This window comes from Corynebacterium sp. S7 (assembly GCF_054401105.1).
Genome location: NZ_CM136760.1, coordinates 2,839,514 through 2,859,457, shown reverse-complemented (window position 1 = coordinate 2,859,457; position 19,944 = coordinate 2,839,514). Strand labels below are relative to the sequence as shown.

Here is a 19,944-nt window from a genome sequence, read left to right as displayed (position 1 = left end):
TCATCTGCGTCTGTTCATACCTCAAAATTTCACGCTGAACGGCTGACAGGCTGCGGGCACTCCCCTAAACAAGCCCAAAAAAAGGAAGTAAGAAAAATGGTTTTGAAACTGCACCACATGAACATCTGTGGAGATGACATGGAAGGGCTGCGAGAGTTCTACGCCGACGCATTAGGTCTGAAGGAACTTGCTCCCCCTGCAATGACTGGTGATGACACCGACAATGAAGACGACAAGGTCTGGGGTGCAACCGCTGCATTCTTCGAAGCGGGTGACACGAACCAGCTGCAGGTCCACCTGACGAAGCGCCGCGCGTATGCAAACTTTGAATATGGTCAGTGCATCAACCCACTGCAGCACGGACACTTCTGTTTCCGCACCGACAACCTAAAAGAAGTCACCGATCGGTTGGACGAGTACGGCGTTCCTTACTCTGACTACGGCTACTGGGCCATCGAAGACTGGCATCAAATTTTCGTCAGTGACCCAGCCGGCAACATCATCGAAATCCACCAGGTTGATGACATGACTGAGCTCGAGGATTTCACCCCGCAAGGTCATCTTCGCCTCCACCACGTTAACGTGTGCGGCGATGACATCGACGAGCTCAATCACTTCTACAACAAGGTCCTAGGACTGGAGCGCCTGCCTTCCCCTGGTATGACCGGCGATGATGGCGACGATAAGCAGTGGGGAGATTCTGCTCAGTTCTTCCACGCCGGTGACCGTAATGAGCTGCAACTTCACGCAACTACGCGACGAGCCTATGCCAGCTACGACAATGGCCAGAACGTTAATGGCCTAATCAACGGCCACTATGCATTCCGCACCGACGATATTGAAGCGGTTATCGATCGTCTCAAAGCGAAGGGTGTTCCATTTTCTGACTACGAGCGTTGGGCGATTAAAACCTGGCGCCAGATCTTCCTTCCGGATCCATCCGGGCGCATCATCGAAATCCATCAGGTTGATCAGGTGGACGCATAAATGACAAAGGAACGAGTACTTGTCACCGGAGGAGCTGCGGGAATCGGAGCGGCAATCGCGCAGCGGTGTCGCGAAGATGGCTTCGATGTCATCACTCTGGATCGACAAAATGGGGATCTCAATGTCGATGTCACCGACATTCCCAACACCCTTGCCGCGATTAATGAAGCGCTAGAAGACGGACCCATCACCCGCCTTGTCAACAACGTTGGTGCGGTGCGTTTGGGAAGCGTGGAAAAGCAAACGTCAGAAGAAATGCGTCAATCGTGGGACCTCAACGTCCAATCTGCTTTGACCTGCTTGCAACCACTTTTGCCAGGTATGAAGGAAGCAGGTTTCGGCCGCGTGGTGAACATGTCGTCGCGAGCCGCTCTTGGAAAAACGATGCGCACTGCATATGCCGGAACCAAAGCCGCCCTGATCGGTGTGACCCGTGTGTGGGCGCTTGAACTCGGTGAGTACGGCATCACGGTAAATGCGGTTGCACCTGGCCCAATTGCTACCGAACTTTTCGAAGCAGCAAACCCACAAGACTCCGCAGCAACTCAAGCAATTATTCGAAATATTCCAGTTGGAAGAATGGGCCAGCCGAGCGATATTGGCCAGGCAGCGGCGTTTTTCCTAGAGGAGCGTTCCTCTTTTGTAACTGGCCAGACCCTTTATGTGTGCGGTGGCCTCTCTGTTGGCCAAGCACCGGTGTGACGAGCCTCAAGAAATTCGACCTAGAAGGAAAATACCCATGTCTTTGGTACCTACCATTGCCTTCGTCGGAGCCGGCGCAATTGGATTCCCAATGGCGCTCCGACTGCAAGAAAACGCGGACGTCATCGTCGTCGATCCATTCGAGGCAGCGCGCGATCGCTGTCGGGAGCACGGCCTAGATGCTGTCGCTTCAGTAAAAGATCTGCCGGAAGTTAACCACGCAATCATCATGGTTGCTAATGCCGAGCAAGTAAACCAGGTCGTTCTTGAGGATAACCTTGCTGCAAAACTTCCCGAAGACGGCGTCATTGTAATCATGTCCACAATCGGCGTTGAGCCAATTGTGCAGGTCAGCGAAGCTCTTGAAGGCCGCGGCGTTTACGTCATCGACTCTCCTGTCACCGGCGGCGTAACCGGTGCAGAAAAGGGCCAGCTCAAGATGTACGCTTCCGGACCCGAAGAGGCAGTCACGGCCGTCCGGCCTTACCTGCAATCGTTCGGAGAAGTGTTGAACATCGGCACGAAGCCAGGACATGGCCAAGCAGCCAAGCTGGTCAACAACCTTTTGGTTACCACCCATGTTGTTGTTGCGGCAGAAGCTCTCAGCTTCGCTGAGGACCTTGATCTTGACCTAGAAGCAATCCTTGGCGGGCTCCTCGGTGGCGCAGCATATTCCTGGTCGCTTGCAGAATTTGGTCCCGAGATGCTTCACGACGAGCCCTCGAAACTGCGTGCACTTTTGCGCATTTTCATGAAGGATGCCGAGCTTATTGAATCGTCGGCGCACAACGCGGGCAGCTATATCCCAGTTCTAGAAGCTGTAAACAAGGTTTTGGTGCAGGCGAAGGAAGCCGGGCTGGGGGAGAAGGATTCCTCGCGAGTTATCGAGGTCTATCGGGCACAAAGTCACGCACCTGAAAGCAGCACCTCATGATCATTCCTCTTATCGGAATTATTGTTTCCGTACTCCTCCTGATCTTCCTGGCGTACCGCGGGTGGAGCGTTATCATTGCAGCCCCGCTGGCTGCGGTCGTCGCGATGCTCTTTTCTGGTGCACCCCTATTGGGTGGCTATACCGAGATCTTCATGCCGGCCCTGGGCAACTTCGCCGCCAACTACCTACCGATCTTCCTTACAGGTGCAATTTTCGGCCAACTAATGACGGTCACTGGGTATGCAGAAAGGATTGCGCAACTTCTCACTAACGCCCTAGGCCCGAAGTTTGCAATTCTGGCTACGGTACTGAGTACAGCGATTCTGACCTACGGTGGAGTGAGCTCTTTCGTTGTGGTGTTTGCGGCTTATCCGCTGGCCAGGGCACTGTTCCGTGAAGCAGATATCCCGCGCCGACTGATCCCGGCAACTCTCATGCTTGGCCTTGCAACATTTACAATGTCGGCCATTCCCGGCAGCCCGCAGGTGCAGAACATTATTCCGACTCAGTTCTTCGGCACCACCACCTTTGCGGCTCCACTGCTCGGAATCATCGGTGGCACGCTGATCTTCCTGCTTGGCATGGCCTGGCTTGAATACCGGGCTAAGTCATTGAAAGCCAAGGGTGAAAGCTTCAACGTTTTTGCCGGATCGACGGCTTCCGGGGCTTCCGGGGCTTCCTCAGAACCCGAGACTAGAAACCCGATCGGTTCCGGCGAAGAACTCGAAGTAGCCGAGAAGCTACATTCGAAACACTTGGTGGAAACATCCGCTTGGAAGCCGTTTGTTCCACTGATCGTCGTGATTGTGATGAACTATGTTTCGGTGACTTGGTTGATTCCCGCGATGAACACTGACTACCTAAGCACGGCACTGTACCGAGAGAAAACGGTTGCCCAGGTGTCTGGTACATGGGGCGTCATCATCGCGATGCTTGTTGCCATCCTGGTTATTTATCTGCTGAATTTGCGAAATGCTCGGCTGCTCTTTGGCGCCTTGGCTGAAGGCGCGAAGAATGCAACCTTGCCTTTGGTGACCACAGGTTCCGAGGTTGGATACGGTGCGATTATCTCCTCCCTCGCCGTATTTTCAGTGCTCCAGGATAACGTCTTCGAGCTTTTCCCGAACGCACTCGTGTCGTCCGTCGTGGTTACAGCTGTGATCTCCGGCATTACCGCTTCCGCAACAGGTGGCGTGACCATCACGCTGAATTCCTTCGGCCCCCAGCTCATCGAAATGGCCAATCAGCAAGGAATTAGCTTGGAAGTCATGCACCGACTCACTGCAATGGCAGCAGGCAGCTTCGATACCTTGCCGCACAACGGAGCCGTGATCGTTGTCCTCCTAGTCGCAGGCCTGACCCACAGGCAGTCCTACAAAGATATTGCGGCAGTGACCGTTGTTGTCCCACTTTCAGTTGTGGCACTTATGATCCCGCTCTCCATGGTCTTGTATTAACGCCAGGTCATCAGAAATATTTCAACAGGAGTAGAACCTATGAAACTTTTCCTTGTGGAATGTCACTACGGCGAGGTCACCGAGGAAATGACCGCACTGCGTCCGACACATCGCAAGTACATCGAAGAGATGGTCAATACCGGAAAGATTGCAGCGGCGGGCCGCGCAACGGGAAACGGTTCGACATCCGGGGTGTATATCGTTCCTGCTGAAACAGCCGAAGAAGCTCGAGAGGTTCTTGCAGTCGATCGCTTTGTTGTCGACGGATTCGTCACCCACATCACGGTTCGTCGTTGGGCATTAGCGTTTGGCACTGCTGGTAACTACGACGCAAAAGCCCTCGACCCCGAATAGCGAACACGATGTACCTCCCCACTACATTGGGCGAGGTACATTCACTTTTCTCTATCAAACTACAAGCCAGCAAAATTACTCCCTAAAGGTGAGAAGAAAATGCCCATTATTAAAAGTATTGAAGCAATCCCGTACACCATCGATTACGAAACTCCTTTGCGCTTTGCCTCAGGCATGGTTGATAAGGCCGATCATGTCCTCGTGCGAGTGACCACGGAAAGCGGCATCGTCGGTATCGCCGATGCGCCTCCACGTCCATATACTTACGGCGAGACCCAGGAATCTATCGTTGCTGTAATCAATAAGATTCTTGCCCCGGCACTGATTGGCAAGAGCGCCTTCGCCACATCCCAGGTGGCGGAAATTTTGAACAGAACGGTAAACAACAACGTGGCCAAGGCCTCGATTGATATTGCCCTGTGGGACATTAAGGGCAAGATCACCGGATCCACCGTCACGGACCTACTCGGTGGCTATACCGATCGCGTAAAAATCTCTCATATGGTGGGGTTTGCTACCCCAGAAGAGATCATCGAAGAGATTAATCACCTCACCGAAAAGTACGGCATTGATGCCTACAAGGTGAAGGTCGGTCGACGCCCAGTTCAAGATGATATCGACGTTTGTCGAGCAATTCGCGACGAATTCGGCCCGGAAATGACCCTCTACATTGATGGAAATCGAGGGTGGAACGCACGTGAAAGTGCCTTCGCCATCAAGGAGATGGAAGACCTGGATTTGCAGTTCATCGAAGAGCTCAATCCAGCATCCGAGGGATTTGGCCGTCGTCGTATAGTGAAAAACTCTTCCATCCCCTTCATCGTCGACGAATCCGCACCGACCCCCACCGCGGTCTGGCGCTCCCTGCAAGACGGTGACGGAACCGCCGTGTCAATCAAAACCGCGCGAACAGGCTTCACCGATTCACTTCGCATCTGGGGTCTGTGCACATCCGCAGGCGTGGACATGGTCTTGGGCAATCAAATCGATACGCAGATTGGGTCCCTGGCAACCATTGCTTTCGGTGCGGCGTTCCTGGAAACCTCGCAACTCCCGGCAGAAGTGTCCAACTTCCTTGACATGAAGGACGATCTCCAGGCCGAGCCCATCAAGATCGAAGATGGGTACGCTCTTGTGTCGAAGAACGCTGGATACGGTGCGCTTATCGACGAGGGCAAGTTGGATTACTACCGTCTTGACAAATAGGTGGCAGCAAACATGAGCAATAAACGGTGGGTACAACGCCCCGAAGGGTCCAACTGGGGTGATTTTGGTGAGAACGATTTCCTTGGCAGGCTGAACCTCATCACGCCAGAAAAGGTCAAACAGGCGGTGGCCGAGGTCGTGGATGGGATTACTTTGTGCCTGAGTTTGCCTCTGGATCTTCCCGGTGGCACTGGGCTAAACGCGAACCGGCTACCTCCGATCGTGCGACCGAATCTGCGCCACGGAAAAGTGAATATGAATTACCGGGCGATTCTGGCTGATGCGGATGTCACCGATGTGTTGAGCGATGACCTTGTCATTTTGCATACTCAGTATTCAACGCAATGGGATGCATTCGCGCACGTGGGATCCGAGTTTGATGTTGAGGGCAATGGGGAACTGGTTCCCGTGTATTACAACGGTTTTCGTGCTGGTGTCGAGGTTCTAGGGCCAGCGGATCTCGCAGGCGCCGGTCTGGATTCTATTTCCAGTGAATCCACCAGCAACGCCGGAGTCCTCGGCGTGGATTCGCTGGCCACCTCAGGAATTCAAAGTCGCGGTGTGCTGATTGATATTGCGCATCATTTCGGCACTGAGCGCATGCTATTTGGCTACGACGAATTGCAAGAGATCCTTCAGAAAGACGAGATCGTCGTTGAACCCGGAGACATTCTCGTGCTGCATACCGGGTTCGCGGAAAAGCTCGTCGAAAGTAAAGGTAATCCCGATCCGGAAACCCTGCACAACTACGCTGCAGTGCTTGATGGGCGTGATCAAAAGCTTTTGCAGTGGATTACCGATTCGGGAATCGCCGCAATCGCCGCCGACAATTATGCAGTGGAGCTGTACCCGGCAACCGAAACTGAAGGGGCGCATTCGACGCTCCCACTGCATGAGCATTGCCTGTTCAAGCAGGGAATTCCGCTCGGTGAATTGTGGGACCTCGCTGAATTGTCGCTGCTTTTGCGGGAACGGAAACGGAACTATTTCCTTCTCACCGCGCCACCGTTGAGGCTGCCCGGCGCAACGGGCTCACCGGTAACGCCGGTGGCCACGATCTAAGCCAGACCAAGAATCCGCAACAGCGCCGTTGCCGCCATGGCCACGACAACGGCGAGAATTAATGAGCGTTTCCAAGCCAAGGCGAGCACTCCGCATATAACACCGATAATCCGCGAAAGACCTGCAATTTCGGATCCGTCGTACATCATCTGCGTTACCGCAACTCCAAGCAAGATGAGCACGGCGGCCCGATCCAGCCAGAGGCGGACTTGCTGAGCCGAGTCGCCCTGCGTCTTCGCGCCCACTAAAACTCCGGATAGTCGGATGAGATAGGTGCCCACGGCCAAGATCAAAAGGCCGGTGAGAAAGCCTGTTGTGCTCATCGAGGATTCCTTTCTGCGAGGAACCAGGGGATAAGGGCGAGTAAGGCTGCGATTCCCCCTAGCCCGGCTGGAACTAGTGGCGTCACCACGACTGCAATAAGCGCTCCCAACAGGGCGAAAACCAAGGTGGAGCGCTTGCGGAGATCGTCGAAAACCATTGCGATCAAAATGACGGGGAAGGCCGCGTCCAATCCGAGCGCCGAGGTATCTACCATTCCTGCCAGGAATTGTCCGAGCAGCGCTCCTCCTACCCAACAGAAAAGCAGCAGGATTCCGATGAAGCGAAAAAGATTCCACCGCTCTTCGTTGGTTTTGCCAAGACGCCCGAGGGCCATGGATTCGTCGTGAATTAAGTGCGCTCCAAGGATGCGGCGCCAACCGCGCGGGGCATACTGGCCTACGTTCATCGCGTAGGCAAAATTGCGTGAATTCACCACCAATCCTGCTAACGCAGCCGAGGGGATAGCTGCTCCTCCGGCAAGCGCGCTAACAAATAGCAGCTCGGAGGCGCCACCGTAGACGAAGAACGCAAGCAGCGCAGTCTGCCACGGCAGCATTCCCACCTCGTGGGAGAGTGAGCCGTAGGATACCGCCACCAAAGTCATGGACAACGCGATCACTAATGAGGTACGCAGTCGCGCCGGGGTCATGCCGGGCTCAAACGGTCCCACAAGCGTTCTATATATCCGATCCATGTTCACTATAATGGACTTTTGGAGGATGGTTCGTCAAACCGGAACAAATTCCACTATAAAGAACATATGGAGTCTTCCTTCGACCATGACCAACTGGCTCAAGCCTTAGGCCGCGAACGAAAGCGCGCCGGGCTGAGCCTCACCGAGGCCGCGAGCAAAGCCGGGATCGGCAAGTCCACCTTGTCCATTCTCGAATCCGGATCAGGTAACCCCAGCGTAGAGACCCTTTGGGCACTCGCCACGGCGTACCAAGTCCCGCTCTCCCGATTGCTTGATCCGCCTCAGCCAGACATAGAGTTGATCAGACGAGGCGACCTCCCCGAGCTTCATTCCGAGGCGGGTTCCTACACCGTGTCCTTGATTTCCACCTCGCCTCCTGGGGCTCAGCGCGACATCTACTTCGTCTCCGCCGAGCCCGGCGACATCAAGACCTCCGAACCGCACCATGCGGGGACAATTGAGCACATTGTTGTGGCAACGGGGCGCGTTCTGGTCGAGGTTAACGGGCAGCGCTACGAGCTAGGCCAGGGCGATTACCTGCGCTACCCGGGCGATTTAGCGCATACCTTTGAGGCGTTGGACCCGGGCAGCACGGCGGTTTCGGTGATAGAGAGCTCTTAGAAATAGAAACCGGTGCCCCATTTCGATTGGAGCTCTGATAATCAACTTAAGACATTTGTTCCTTTGCCGAAGGATTCACAAAATTTCTAGTTAGCTTTATCGCGGGTGCACTAGAGTTCTGTGGGGTTAGTTCCTCTTGTGCTATCGAGGAGAAAGTCCACGAAGCTTCTTACATATTCCGGGCTCTCACGGTTTGAAGGGGTTACAATAGCCAATTCTCGCTTTGCCCAAGATTCATCGAGAGAAATCGCCGTTACTCGCCTTTCCTCGATAGCCTTAGTTGCAACACTTCGAGGAACTAGAGCAATACCGATTCCCTCCGATACCATTCGCAATGCACTATTGAAACCAATTGCATAAACCCGAATATTTAGGCGGCCGCCAGCTTGTCGTACGGTGGAGGAAAGGAATAGATAATTGCTGCTTGTCCTTTCGACACTCACAAAGTCATGCGCGATTGTGTCGATAAGTTTGACAGAATTCTTGTTTGCCAAAGGGTGATCGAGACTGCTTACGATTACAAGTTCGTCTGTAGTGAAAACTTCGGCTTGAACCTCGGATAGATCGGCAACACTTGCTGCGATGCCAATTTCGGCGTAGCCAGCGATAACTGATGAAATGATCTTTTGACTAGCCATTTCTTCAAGTTGGACGTTAATGTATGGATTTTCTGAGAGAAATCTTCCGATTACCGGGGTTACGAATCCGTTGAGGGAGCTGCTGTTCGCCAGAACACGGATGTTTCTACGCTCGCCATACGAAAATCGGCTGATGTCGCTGTCCATCTCGTCTGTAGTCGCAAGTACTTGGGTGACGTATGACAATGCTGTTTCCCCAGCCGAGGTCAGTTCCATCCCTTTGGGGGTACGAAGGAAAAGTGCCGTTCCCATTGCTTTCTCAAGGTTCTTAAGCCGATAGCTTGCCGACGATGCGCTCATGAATAACGATGCGGCCCCTGCCGATAGATTCTGCGCTTCGGCAATCGCAAAGAAAAGGCGTAGGTCGGTCAACTCATAGTGCATTTAAATACCTTTTCTGGGATCGATCCTTGAGATACGTCATGTGGAAGCATAACAGTTTTGCTTTTGAAAGTAGATCAAGTCGTACATAAGACGGGATGTTCAATTTCGATCAATTTGGACGGTGGATTTGCAATCCTTCATTAATTGAATGGCTTAGGTGGGGCGAAAACATGAAAATATACTGCCCCACCGCATTACCGTTTGCGATTAACAAAATCTTCCATAAGCCGCTGTGGCTCACCCGTACTATATGCATCGCAGAAATAGCCGATGCTGTCTTCCATCGCGGATGACAGGGGCTGATTCTCCCAGTTGTTCATCAGTTCCTTTTGTTGGGCGAGAACCTGGGATCCAATACTTTTTAGTCTTTCGGACCACTGTGTAATAGTTAAATCCAATTCTTCTGCTTCAACTTGGGCGTTAATTAGACCCCACTCTAGAGCTGTTGTTGCATCAATAGGATCCGGGATCATAAGTAACTGGGTAGCCCTGCCTCTTCCGATAAGCCTTGGAATGAGCGCAGATTGAAGTACAGATGGTATTCCGACCGCCACCTCCGGCATTCCGATTTTGGCGTCGGAGCTTGCGATTCTGAAATCACAAGCTACTGCTACCTCAGTTCCCCCGCCTAAGGTCCAACCAGACATTCTTGCAATAACTGGCTGAGGAACAGATCGAATAGTTTCGCCAACTTCGAGGAGAGTACTCATGAAATCACGCGCAGATTCTTCATTAAGATTAACCATTTCATTGATATCCGCACCGCCCAAGAAGGCTTTATCGCCAGATCCTCGCAGAATAATAACTCGAACATCCCGTCGGGAACCAAGCTGCTGGAAGGAATCAATTAGTTGATTCATCGCCGAAGTATTTAGGATGTTCATTGTTTTTGCATTGATCAAAGTTACGGTTGCAATCTCAGATTCAACGCTGATTTCAACGTGTCGAATGGATGTGGTCATGAATTTGACTCCCTTGTTTGTAGATGTCTTGGGGGCTTTCACGCTCATACTCAGCAACAATTCCTGAGTCGAACAATCCTTGTATTTCGTCTGCTGGAATTCCCAGTTGGGACAGGATGAGTCTCGAGTGCTCGCCCTTAGCTGGTGGAGCTTGCGTAGGAATGGCATCAGGATGCGCCGCAGTCAGTGGATTACGAACAATCGGAATTCGCCCATGCTCAGGGTGTACTACGTCGACGCGTAGTTGGCGATGCTTGACCTGGGGATTCTCGAATACTTCCGACAGGTTATTAATTGGGCCCCACGCCACACCGGCTGCGTCTAGATCTGCTTGCCACTGACTATTGGTCTTTCTCTTCATGATTTCACGAAGAATTGGTCTGAGTTCGCTCATCCCACTAAGCCGTTGACTATTGGTCAGAAAGCGTGGATCGCTTTCGAGCTCAGGGTAGTTGGTAGTGGCGCAAAACTTTCGAAACTGTGCATCATTACCAATAGCCAAAATGATGAATCCATCAGCAGTCTCAAACACTTCATAAGGCGCACAATTAGGGTGCACATTACCGCTGCGCTTTGGATTTTCATTGGAGAGCAAATAATTGGCGCCTTGGTTTGCGTTTAAAGCTACAGCTACATCGAGAAGCGCGATGTCGATGTATTGGCCTTTCCCGGTAGTGGTTCGTTGGAAAAGGGCCGCTAATACTGCTGCCGTAGCGTACATCCCAGTTGAAATATCAATAATGGGAATGCCTGCGCGCAAAGGCATTGCTCCGGGTTGACCGTCTGGCAGGCCCGTATAGCTCATTAAGCCCCCCATGCCTTGGAATACATAGTCGTATCCAGGCTGAGTAGAAAGTGGACCATTCTGTCCGAATCCGGTAATCGAAATGTAAATCAATTCAGAATTTGATTGAACAAGTTGATCGTAAGAAAGTCCATAACGCGCCAGGGTTCCAGCCTTGAAATTTTCTACGACGATATCGGCTTCCGAAACCAGTTGTTGGACTATTTTCGCCCCCTCGGGGTCCGCGAAGTCTATTGAAAGTGACCTTTTTCCTCGATTAGCGCTGGTAAAATACGAAGAGAAGCCGTCACGTTCCGAGGTCCCTTCTAAGTAAGGAGCACCCCAACCACGGGTGTCATCCCCGCGTCCAGTGTTTTCTACCTTTAGAACGTCCGCCCCTAGGTCCGCTAGGTTTTGGGTGCACCATGGTCCTGCCATAATGCGAGAGAGATCAAGTACCTTGATTCCCTTAAGTGACTGGTCCAACATAAGTTTTCCATTTCTTCATGGTTCCATTGCAGGGGATTAAAATTGCGTTTTTCCTTCTGAAACCAACTTTTTCAAAAGCGGTGCGGGTTTCCAATGTTCGCCGTGAATGCGGTGTAAATTCTCAATCTTGGCGAGAACATTCGGTAAGCCCTGCTGCTCCGCGTAGTACATCGGTCCGCCCAAGTATGCTGGAAACCCATATCCATTGACGTAAACAACATCGATATCCGAAGCTCGTTGGACAATTCCGTCTTCGAGAATTTGAGCGCCTTCATTCACGAGGGCTAGAATGCAACGCTCGACGATCTCATCTGGATCGATCATTCGACGTTGGATGCCAAGCTCGTCCGACGTATCTTCGATGATTATTAAAGCGTCGTGGTCGTCAATGCGCTGTCGGCTTCCATCTTCGTACTTGTAGTATCCAGCTTTCGTTTTGCGGCCGAAACGTCCTGCTTCGCAGATTCGATCCGCTACTAGTGGGTACCGAAGATCTTTATTCCTAGTAGGCTCAAGCCTTTTTCGGGTCGCCCAATTGATATCGAGGCCGGCTAAGTCAGCCGTTGCAAGAGGCCCCATTGCCATTCCAAAATTCTCCAATGCTAAATCAACTTCAGAGGGGGAAGCTCCTTCTTCAAGTAGGAACCAAGCTTCACGCCAATAGGGGGTTAACATCCGGTTTCCGACAAAACCCTCGCATACCCCTACTACAACGGGCACTTTCGAAATGCGTTTTGCAAAGGCCAGAATGGTAGCCAGGACCTCTTGCGACGTACTGTCAGCTCGAACAACTTCCAGAAGTCTCATCACGTTTGCGGGACTAAAAAAGTGTGTTCCAACGACGTCACACGGGCGAGAAGTGGATTGGGCGATTTCATTTACGTCAAGCCTTGAAGTGTTGGTTGCAAGAATCGCTCGAGGCTTACTGAATTTTTCGAGCTCACCGAACACTTGTTTTTTTACATCCATGTCTTCGAATACTGCTTCAATAATCAAGTCAGCAGAGCCTGCATGGCGCAACGCGTGACCATAATTAATGAGACCAAGACGTTCATCCACTTCACTTTGGGAAAGTTTCCCACGTGTTATCGAGATTTGGTAATTCTCGTTAATCATCGATTGTCCGCGTTCTAGGCCTTCACGATTAACATCGATCAAAGTTACTTTTGTACCTGAATTGGCAACTGCCATTGCAATTCCGCTCCCCATGGTCCCGGCTCCGATAACCGCAACCTCTTCAATCTGGCGCAGCTCAATGTCATTAGAAAGGTTCTTAATTTTGCTGGCAGCTCTTTCGGCAGCAAATTGATATCTGAGGGCCTTTGACTCAGGGCTTTCAACTAATTCGGAAAAGATGGCTCGTTCCTTGTTCAGTCCGTCTGAAAGCATCGCTTGAGTGGAGAACTCAATCGCATCAATTGCTGCCAACATTGCGAGACGATTCGGAGCTTTTGAGCGAATTTTTTTTCGGAATGCCTGAAATACTTCCTCATCGTGTGCCGGGGATTCAATGCGGTCTGGGTGTGGGTGACTTTCGTAAGAAAGTGAGTGTACGAAAGCGATGCCAGCGTCGACAGGATTGCCGCTAAAAACTTCGTCGACAACGCCAAGATCCAGAGCTTCATCCGCAGAGACGCGGCGTCCGGACGTGATAATGTCTAGCGCAGCCGATACTCCTGCGATCCGTGGAAGACGTTGGGTGCCTCCGCCTCCTGGAATAATTCCGATTCCTACTTCTGGAAGACCAATAGAGGCATTTCTTTCCATTAATCGGTAGTGACATCCGAGCGCAAGCTCGAAACTTCCTCCCAATGCAAAGCCGTGAATTGAAGAGACTACTGGGACCCGAGAAGTGGAAATGAGTTGGATTATTTGGCGTGTTGTAGGCTCCGCATTTACAGCTGGGGTATTGAATTGGTTAATGTCAGCACCAGCACCGAATGCGCGACCCGAACCTGCTATGACAATCGCAGAGACATCGTCCCCTTGAGCTGTGTTGATTGCATCATAGATACCTTTTCTGACCTCCCAACCGATGCTATTAACTGGAGGATTATTGATTTCGATTATCGCGACTTCACCTTGGATTTGGTACTTGACCACTTCCTCAATTGAAGTCGAAGTGGTGACAGGTTCAATACTCATTTTTGCTCCTTGAATTCCCGAATTTTTGATTCTTCGGACTCGTCTTTCGAAAGTGATGAGAAATCCAGTGGTGCTGCTGTAACTGACTGCAAATAGTCAGGAGTTACGCCTTCTGTTAATTCAAGTACTGAAAATCCAACTTCGGTGATGGCAATTGTCGCGAGATCTGTGTAAATCCGAGAAATACATGCAGGTCCCGTTAGTGGAAGAGTGCAGTTCTCTACTAGTCGTGGTAGACCTTTTTGAGATACATGTTCCATGACCACCCATACGTTTTTGGCGCCGACAGCAAGATCCATAGCGCCACCGACAGCTGCCGCAACACCAGGCCGATCTAAACTCCAGTTTGCTAAGTCGCCGTTGGTTGATACCTCATAAGCACCCAGGATTGAGTAGTCAATGTGGCCGCCGCGCATCATGGCGAAAGAATCAGAATGGTGAAAGAATGCAGCTCCAGGCACAACGCCAACCGGGTTTTTCGCGGCGCTTATGAGATTGCGTGATGGTGATTCATTGTCTTCCAACCGCCGCATTCCAAGAATCCCATTTTCACTATGGATGATGACGTTGTCGCTTCCAGCCCAACAGTCGAGAGCCATCACGGGCATCCCGATACCTAGATTCACATAGGATCCCGAGGGGATATCGCGAACTGCCTTCGAAACGATTCCCGCTTTACTTAGTTTTTTCATTTTTCGGACTCTCCTTCTCGATTCTTTGCTGGATTGAGATCGTTCACCGGATTAGTGTCCTCAGCGACAGCAATAATGTCGGTGAATATTCCTGGAGTCACTATCACTTCTGGGTCGATCTCCCCCAATGCTTTTCGGTTTGAAACCTCGACAATCGTCGTCGTCGCACCCATGCACATGATCGGGCCGAAATTTCTACCTGCTTGTTCGTAAACAAGGTTGCCCCAGGGATCGCTGGTCTTTGCTTGTACCAATGCGAAATCAGCAGGTAGAGCAATTTCGAACACCATGTCCTTGCCACCGAGTCTCCGGACTTCCTTTCCCTCCGCGAGCGGTGTGCCGAAAGCAGTTGGGGTAAAAAAACCACCAATCCCCGCCCCAGCCGACCGGATTCGTTCTGCGAGAGTGCCCTGAGGGACACACTCAAATTCCAGAGTTCCGTTCGCATAGGCAGTTTCGAATGCTTGGGCATCCGCGCCTCTCGGATAAGATGCGATCAACTTCTTTACCCGACCATGTGCGATAAGCGAAGCGAGACCCTCATCACCAGTCCCTCCGTTATTGCATATGATCGTTAGATCCGTTGCCCCTTGACGGATTAGAGCTTCGAGGAGCTGATTGGGTTGGCCGGCCAGACCAAAACCACTTACGTAAATTGTCGCTCCGTCAAAAATTCCGCTCACTGCTTCATCTAAAGAACTGACAAACTTGTTTATCATCACTTGGTCCTTTTTAAGTGGCTTAGTCGAGTGTTTAGACACGCGCTAGAATCGCGGTTGCCTCACTTGAGAGCACTCCGCCGTTACCGTGCACGAGTCCTATTTCTGCATTTGAAAGCTGGCGTTCCCCGGCAGTACCACGCAATTGAGCGACAGCTTCCACGACGAGGAAAGCACTATACATTCCAGGATGTACACAAGACAGACCTCCGCCGTTAGTGTTCATCGGCAGTTCGCCGCCGGGGGCGGTTCTTCCATCTTCGACGAAGGAGCCACCTTCACCTTTATCGCAAAATCCAAGATCCTCAAGAAAAAGGATTGGGGTAATGGTGAACGCGTCGTATAGTTCGACGAAGTCGACCTCGTCAGGTGTTACCTGGGCTTTCGCAAACGCCTGTCGCCCAGATTCTCTTGCTGGAGTGACCGTCAAATCTGGCATCTCAGAGATTTGTCGGTGAGTATGGTTGTGCCCAACACCCAGAACTTCAATTTGGGGCAAAGTATTTTTCTGCGCGGACTTAGAGCTGGTTACAATAAATGCGGCAGCACCATCAGTAACTAAGCAGCAATCTAAAACACTTAATGGGTCGGAGATCATCTTCGAGGAAATGACGTCTTCAATTGTTAAGTCTTCGCGCCTGAATGCGTCAGGATTGAGTTGAGCCCATTTCCTTGCAGCAACTGCTACTTCGGCTAGTTGCTCTCGAGTCGTTCCAAATTCGTACATGTGCCTTTGGGCAGCAAGGGCGTAACTTGAAACGGGATTGAATGGTTTGTATGGATGCTCATAAACTTGTGGATCAAGTTGTGCTCTGAGGTTATTGGTTTGGGAACTACTTGGTGAACTGCGTGGAGTAGCTCCGTAACAAATTAGGACATTCTCACAAAGACCTTCATTAATCGCCAACCGAGCAATCTCAAGATCTGCGATAAAAGACGAGCCACCGAACATCGACGTATCTGAGAACTTGGGTGTGATGCCAAGATACTCGGCAATCCTCATCGTCCACCACGGGGAAGTGAGACTTGAAGTAATAATGCCGTCCACTTCGTGTAGCTCCAGGCCACTCTCTGCGATTGCTTTTTGTGCTGCCTGGGCAATAATGTCTTGTTCGCTCAAGCCCCCAGCGTGTCCTAGACCTGCCAGACCTGTTCCAAGAATGCTGATTTTGCCAGATGCTTTAACCATTTTGAACCCCATCAAAGCTTTGTGGGGCAGCGAAAAAGACCAACAATGGTGACTCACCATCAGAATCAATAGCTGCTTGAACTTTTTGCCCGATAAAGACCAGATCAGGTTCGATGTTGTTTACGCGGGACATCAATCGAGGACCTTCATCCAAATCCACAAGTGCGACGTTGTAATCGCCACTTTCTTTTCTGACAGTCGTTGTGGAATAGACTGTTCCTCTGCCTGTGGGCTCGGCCCATGTCAGTTCCATCGACCCGCACTCAGGACAAATGATTCTTGGATAAAAATGGTATTTTCCACATCTTCCGCATAATGGAATGCGAAAAAGACCCTTCTTTAAGAATTCAAAGTAGCGGTTATCTACACCGCCCTCTGAAAATGGCTTTAGTTCCATGGCTTTCCTGTCTGCTTATCAGTCGTTAGGTTCTCTCAAATTTGATTACTCAAGAATTTGGGAATGACTTAAACATAAACATGGCCCCCCAGTGATATCCATCACAAGAATTCGAAGAGGGTTTCAAAATTTTATGAACACCCACTCATTCTCGTGCGGAAAGTGCCGTGAGCTGTGGTTTTTCCATCCATCAAAGGCTTCGTTCGATTTTTTAAAATGGACTACCGGTGGCGCGTGGGCATAGCATCAAGGAAACCAAAAAGTGCAACAAGTCACATTATGAAATTGCTAGTGGCTGAAAACACTTGAAGGTTGTCCAAAATGTCCCGCATTCCTTCTGTGGCAAATTGATTGCCCTGAAACGCGGATTGCAATCGAAATCTAAACATAAGGAGGCCGAAGCATGGTTGTCGGAATTGACATCCGGAACGTGTCAAAAACATATGAATCTTCAAATGCTGAGCCTGTCTTGGCCCTAACGACCACAGATCTCGAGCTTAAACCCGGGGAGTTCTTTTCGCTGGTTGGGCCGAGCGGCTGCGGTAAGTCCACGCTACTTAATATGGTTGCAGGTCTACTCCCGTCTTCGACAGGGGAAATTCTGATTGGTGACAAGCAGATTAAGAAGCCGCAGCGTTCAACCGGCATTGTATTCCAACATGCAACTCTACTTCGTTGGCTCACGATTATGGATAATGTCCTGCTGCCTTCAAAGATTGCAGGTACGGCGACGAAAGAGACTCGCCAGCATGCTGAACATCTCCTGGAGATGGTTGGTCTTTCTCACACGATCGACCGTTATCCTCAAGAACTCTCTGGAGGTATGCAGCAACGCGCGGCCATCGTCCGTTCACTCGTAGCGGACCCCAAAATCTTGCTGATGGACGAACCCTTTTCGGCACTTGACGAATTTACACGCGAGACACTTCAAGATGAACTCCTACGTCTTTGGAGAGAGAGTCCTAAAACGGTGATCTTCGTAACTCACAACATATCCGAAGCGGTTTATTTGTCTGATCGAATTGGGGTGATGAGCGCGCGACCAGGAAAGCTCGAGAATATTGTTGAAGTCCCCCTTGAACGGCCTCGGCTGCCTTCGCTTCGCACAGATCCAAAGTTTTATGAAATTACAGCAAATGTGCGACTTCAAATTAATCCTGGACAGTGATCATGACTACGAATCAAGTCTCTATTAGGAGCTCCCGAACAGTGTCAACGCAAACAAGCCCACCCCCTCATGAAGAAATGATCGTCGCAGACGTTCCTGAACCAAAACCAAAGAAATCTAGTAATCGAAATGTCCAACTGAAGAATGTATGGAAGCAGTATGTAAATCCACTTCTGGTTTTTGCAGTGCTTTTGGTGGTTTGGTATGTAATTACAAGTCGAGATATGGTCAGCCCACTTTTGGTGCCATCGCCCGGAGATGTTTGGCAGTCCCTTAGCCGAGGGTTATTCGGTGGATTATGGTGGCCCCATATTGGGATGACCCTTTATGAGATGGTTGCGGGCTTTGCAATTGGAGTAATCTCCGGCCTAGTGATTGGAGCTATTTTTGCGTTCCTTGGTACTGTCTACCAGGCTTTTTATCCGCTTGTAATTGCAATTCAATCATTGCCTAAGGTCGCTATCGCACCATTGCTAATCGTCGCGATCGGTTACGGACCCGAGCCTAAAATCATTATCGCTGCACTGATGGCATACTTTCCGGTGATGTCCGCCGCAATTGCGGGATTTACAAATGTAAACCCAGACGAGTACAAACTCATGCAGGCGACGCAAGCCAACAAGCTTCAAGAACTTCGATACCTTCGGCTACCTAACGCCATGTCATATGTTTTTCCATCGCTTGACGTGGCAGTTGTTATGGCGCTCCTTGGTGCCGTAGCTGCGGAACTGGTCGGTGCACAACAAGGTCTTGGATACTTGCTGGTTGAACGGCAATCCTTTGGAGATTCTGCATCGATGTACGGAGTACTAATTCTCTTAGCAATTCTTGGAATTGTTCTTAAGTCTCTGGCTCAGGGGATTCGCAGAATTCTTCCTCCGAGCATTGCGCCACGGTAATTCGGTGCTCCCTTCCTTACACCCGCTAATTTAAAGGTATGAGAAATGAACTTTACTAAAACTTCAAGTGTTCTAGTTGCTTTAATTGGAGCCGCTGGCCTTGCATTGTCCTCTTGCAGCAGCGCTGGGTCAAATGAGGCGAATCAGTCGATCGTCTATGACGTAGGCTCGGCAAACCCCCAGATTTCAATGGCCCCGTACACTTCCGTCCCAGACGAAATGGGTTATTGGACTGAACAAGGACTTGATGTCAAAACTGTCTATTCCCAAGGCTCATCAGCGGCCCTGCAGTCAGTGTTAGGTGGGAGCGCCGACATCGCCGTCTCGGGCACTAACACAACCTATTCCGCTGCGCTTGCGAATCCTGAACTGAGAATTGTTTCCTATACGCCACACAACCCTTGGCGAATCGCAGTTCCCGAAGAAAGTAACATTACTTCCGTTGAACAATTGAAAGGTACGGACATCGGTGTAATTTCGATGACATCGGGAAGTTATCAATATGGTCAAGCGATTGTTGCTTCCTCTGGGATGGATCCTGAAGCCGATGTTCAATGGCTGCCAATTGGCAACGGAACGCAGGCCACTGAGGCGATTGAATCCAATCGGGTTTCTGCATACTCATCATATGATGGTCCTCTCGATATCGTTAGCTCGCTTACATCCAAAGGACTGCGCCCGCTCCCTTCGCCGCTCGATGAGGTAAAGGGTTCACTTGCCTATGTAGTTAAAGCAAAGACACTGGAAGAAAAACCAGAGGCAATTGAAAAGTTCCTTCGAGGAACGTACCAAGGCTATGTTTTCGGAAACCAGAATCCAGAGGCGGCAGTCCAACTTTATTGGAAGGCCCACCCTGACCAGCGGCCTTCGGCAGAGAATTTTGATGCTGAGCTCGCAAACTCAGTTGAGGTTACAAAAAATGCATGGGCAGGTCGAGGATCCCCTGGTGATGATGGAATCTGGGGGTACCTAAACGACAAGAATATTCAATCCGCAGCGGATTTCTTTACTAAGTACAAGCTCGTTGAGGGCAACGTTGATGCCATGGGTACCGCAGATATGTCGATCACCAAAAAAGCAAGTGAGTTCGACGAGGCAGCCGTGAAGAAGCAAGCCGACGAATGGAAAGAGGGATAA

General features: G+C 50.8%; 21 protein-coding genes. 11 read left to right on the top strand and 10 right to left on the bottom strand.

What is annotated here, in order from left to right; genetic code table 11:
• Nucleotides 1-96: 96 nt before the first annotated feature.
• The 7 genes from ACXZ66_RS13530 (at nucleotide 97) to ACXZ66_RS13500 (ending at nucleotide 6,702) form a co-directional block, all read left to right on the top strand.
• Nucleotides 97-987: a VOC family protein gene (locus tag ACXZ66_RS13530; protein WP_458749466.1), complete on the top strand. Its 891-nt coding sequence runs from the start codon at nucleotides 97-99 to the stop codon at nucleotides 985-987.
• Complete coding sequence (locus tag ACXZ66_RS13525; protein WP_458749465.1) at nucleotides 988-1,689, top strand: SDR family oxidoreductase; 702 nt, start codon at nucleotides 988-990, stop codon at nucleotides 1,687-1,689.
• A gap of 37 nt (nucleotides 1,690-1,726) precedes the next feature.
• Complete coding sequence (locus ACXZ66_RS13520; RefSeq protein ID WP_458749463.1) at nucleotides 1,727-2,623, top strand: NAD(P)-dependent oxidoreductase; 897 nt, start codon at nucleotides 1,727-1,729, stop codon at nucleotides 2,621-2,623.
• On the top strand, nucleotides 2,620-4,080 hold the full coding sequence (locus ACXZ66_RS13515; protein WP_458749461.1) for a GntP family permease: 1,461 nt from the start codon (nucleotides 2,620-2,622) through the stop codon (nucleotides 4,078-4,080). The genes ACXZ66_RS13520 and ACXZ66_RS13515 overlap by 4 nt, the downstream gene beginning before the upstream one ends.
• A 39-nt stretch (nucleotides 4,081-4,119) precedes the next feature.
• On the top strand, nucleotides 4,120-4,434 hold the full coding sequence (locus tag ACXZ66_RS13510) for a YciI family protein (protein ID WP_458749460.1): 315 nt from the start codon (nucleotides 4,120-4,122) through the stop codon (nucleotides 4,432-4,434).
• Nucleotides 4,435-4,533: 99 nt separating this feature from the next.
• Nucleotides 4,534-5,640 carry a mandelate racemase/muconate lactonizing enzyme family protein gene (locus ACXZ66_RS13505; protein WP_458749459.1) on the top strand — a complete coding sequence of 369 codons (1,107 nt, stop codon included), beginning with the start codon at nucleotides 4,534-4,536 and terminating at the stop codon, nucleotides 5,638-5,640.
• Between the two features lie 12 nt (nucleotides 5,641-5,652).
• Nucleotides 5,653-6,702 (top strand): cyclase family protein, encoded by a 1,050-nt coding sequence (locus ACXZ66_RS13500; RefSeq protein ID WP_458749457.1) that lies wholly within the window; start codon nucleotides 5,653-5,655, stop codon nucleotides 6,700-6,702.
• Here ACXZ66_RS13500 and ACXZ66_RS13495 read toward each other — a convergent pair.
• Nucleotides 6,699-7,025 carry an AzlD domain-containing protein gene (locus ACXZ66_RS13495; protein WP_458749455.1) on the bottom strand — a complete coding sequence of 109 codons (327 nt, stop codon included), beginning with the start codon at nucleotides 7,023-7,025 and terminating at the stop codon, nucleotides 6,699-6,701. The two genes, ACXZ66_RS13500 and ACXZ66_RS13495, sit on opposite strands and share 4 nt — an antisense overlap.
• Complete coding sequence (locus ACXZ66_RS13490; protein WP_458749453.1) at nucleotides 7,022-7,720, bottom strand: AzlC family ABC transporter permease; 699 nt, start codon at nucleotides 7,718-7,720, stop codon at nucleotides 7,022-7,024. Before ACXZ66_RS13490 ends, ACXZ66_RS13495 begins: the two co-directional genes overlap by 4 nt.
• A gap of 66 nt (nucleotides 7,721-7,786) precedes the next feature.
• Between ACXZ66_RS13490 and ACXZ66_RS13485 the strand changes: the two genes are divergently transcribed.
• The gene (locus ACXZ66_RS13485; RefSeq protein WP_458749451.1) at nucleotides 7,787-8,341 is read left to right on the top strand and encodes a helix-turn-helix domain-containing protein; all 555 of its coding nucleotides are present in this window, start codon (nucleotides 7,787-7,789) and stop codon (nucleotides 8,339-8,341) included.
• Between the two features lie 110 nt (nucleotides 8,342-8,451).
• Here ACXZ66_RS13485 and ACXZ66_RS13480 read toward each other — a convergent pair whose 3' ends face one another.
• The 8 genes from ACXZ66_RS13480 to ACXZ66_RS13445 all read right to left on the bottom strand — a co-directional run bounded on the left by ACXZ66_RS13480 (nucleotide 8,452) and on the right by ACXZ66_RS13445 (nucleotide 16,740).
• Nucleotides 8,452-9,363: a LysR family transcriptional regulator gene (locus ACXZ66_RS13480; RefSeq protein ID WP_458749449.1), complete on the bottom strand. Its 912-nt coding sequence runs from the start codon at nucleotides 9,361-9,363 to the stop codon at nucleotides 8,452-8,454.
• A gap of 194 nt (nucleotides 9,364-9,557) precedes the next feature.
• Nucleotides 9,558-10,325, bottom strand: a complete 768-nt coding sequence (locus ACXZ66_RS13475; RefSeq protein ID WP_458749447.1) for an enoyl-CoA hydratase — start codon at nucleotides 10,323-10,325, stop codon at nucleotides 9,558-9,560.
• Complete coding sequence (locus ACXZ66_RS13470; protein ID WP_458749446.1) at nucleotides 10,300-11,598, bottom strand: CaiB/BaiF CoA transferase family protein; 1,299 nt, start codon at nucleotides 11,596-11,598, stop codon at nucleotides 10,300-10,302. The genes ACXZ66_RS13475 and ACXZ66_RS13470 overlap by 26 nt, the downstream gene beginning before the upstream one ends.
• A 36-nt stretch (nucleotides 11,599-11,634) precedes the next feature.
• On the bottom strand, nucleotides 11,635-13,743 hold the full coding sequence (locus ACXZ66_RS13465) for a 3-hydroxyacyl-CoA dehydrogenase NAD-binding domain-containing protein (RefSeq protein ID WP_458749444.1): 2,109 nt from the start codon (nucleotides 13,741-13,743) through the stop codon (nucleotides 11,635-11,637).
• Nucleotides 13,740-14,435 (bottom strand): CoA-transferase, encoded by a 696-nt coding sequence (locus ACXZ66_RS13460; RefSeq protein ID WP_458749442.1) that lies wholly within the window; start codon nucleotides 14,433-14,435, stop codon nucleotides 13,740-13,742. Before ACXZ66_RS13460 ends, ACXZ66_RS13465 begins: the two co-directional genes overlap by 4 nt.
• On the bottom strand, nucleotides 14,432-15,154 hold the full coding sequence (locus ACXZ66_RS13455) for a 3-oxoacid CoA-transferase subunit A (protein WP_458749441.1): 723 nt from the start codon (nucleotides 15,152-15,154) through the stop codon (nucleotides 14,432-14,434). The genes ACXZ66_RS13460 and ACXZ66_RS13455 overlap by 4 nt, the downstream gene beginning before the upstream one ends.
• Nucleotides 15,155-15,188: 34 nt before the next feature.
• The gene (locus tag ACXZ66_RS13450; protein ID WP_458749439.1) at nucleotides 15,189-16,343 is read right to left on the bottom strand and encodes an acetyl-CoA acetyltransferase; all 1,155 of its coding nucleotides are present in this window, start codon (nucleotides 16,341-16,343) and stop codon (nucleotides 15,189-15,191) included.
• Nucleotides 16,336-16,740, bottom strand: a complete 405-nt coding sequence (locus ACXZ66_RS13445) for a Zn-ribbon domain-containing OB-fold protein (protein WP_458749438.1) — start codon at nucleotides 16,738-16,740, stop codon at nucleotides 16,336-16,338. The genes ACXZ66_RS13450 and ACXZ66_RS13445 overlap by 8 nt, the downstream gene beginning before the upstream one ends.
• A 403-nt stretch (nucleotides 16,741-17,143) precedes the next feature.
• Here ACXZ66_RS13445 and ACXZ66_RS13440 point away from each other — a divergent pair, with 403 nt between their 5' ends.
• Genes ACXZ66_RS13440 through ACXZ66_RS13430 form a run of 3 tightly spaced genes read left to right on the top strand, consistent with a single transcriptional unit; the run spans nucleotide 17,144 to nucleotide 19,944 of the window.
• Nucleotides 17,144-17,908: an ABC transporter ATP-binding protein gene (locus ACXZ66_RS13440; RefSeq protein WP_458749436.1), complete on the top strand. Its 765-nt coding sequence runs from the start codon at nucleotides 17,144-17,146 to the stop codon at nucleotides 17,906-17,908.
• A 41-nt stretch (nucleotides 17,909-17,949) separates the two neighbouring features.
• Entirely contained in the window at nucleotides 17,950-18,807 is an 858-nt protein-coding gene (locus tag ACXZ66_RS13435; protein ID WP_458749434.1) for an ABC transporter permease, read from the top strand.
• 45 nt (nucleotides 18,808-18,852) lie between these two features.
• Nucleotides 18,853-19,944, top strand: coding sequence for an ABC transporter substrate-binding protein (locus tag ACXZ66_RS13430; RefSeq protein ID WP_458749432.1), 1,092 nt, complete (start codon nucleotides 18,853-18,855; stop codon nucleotides 19,942-19,944).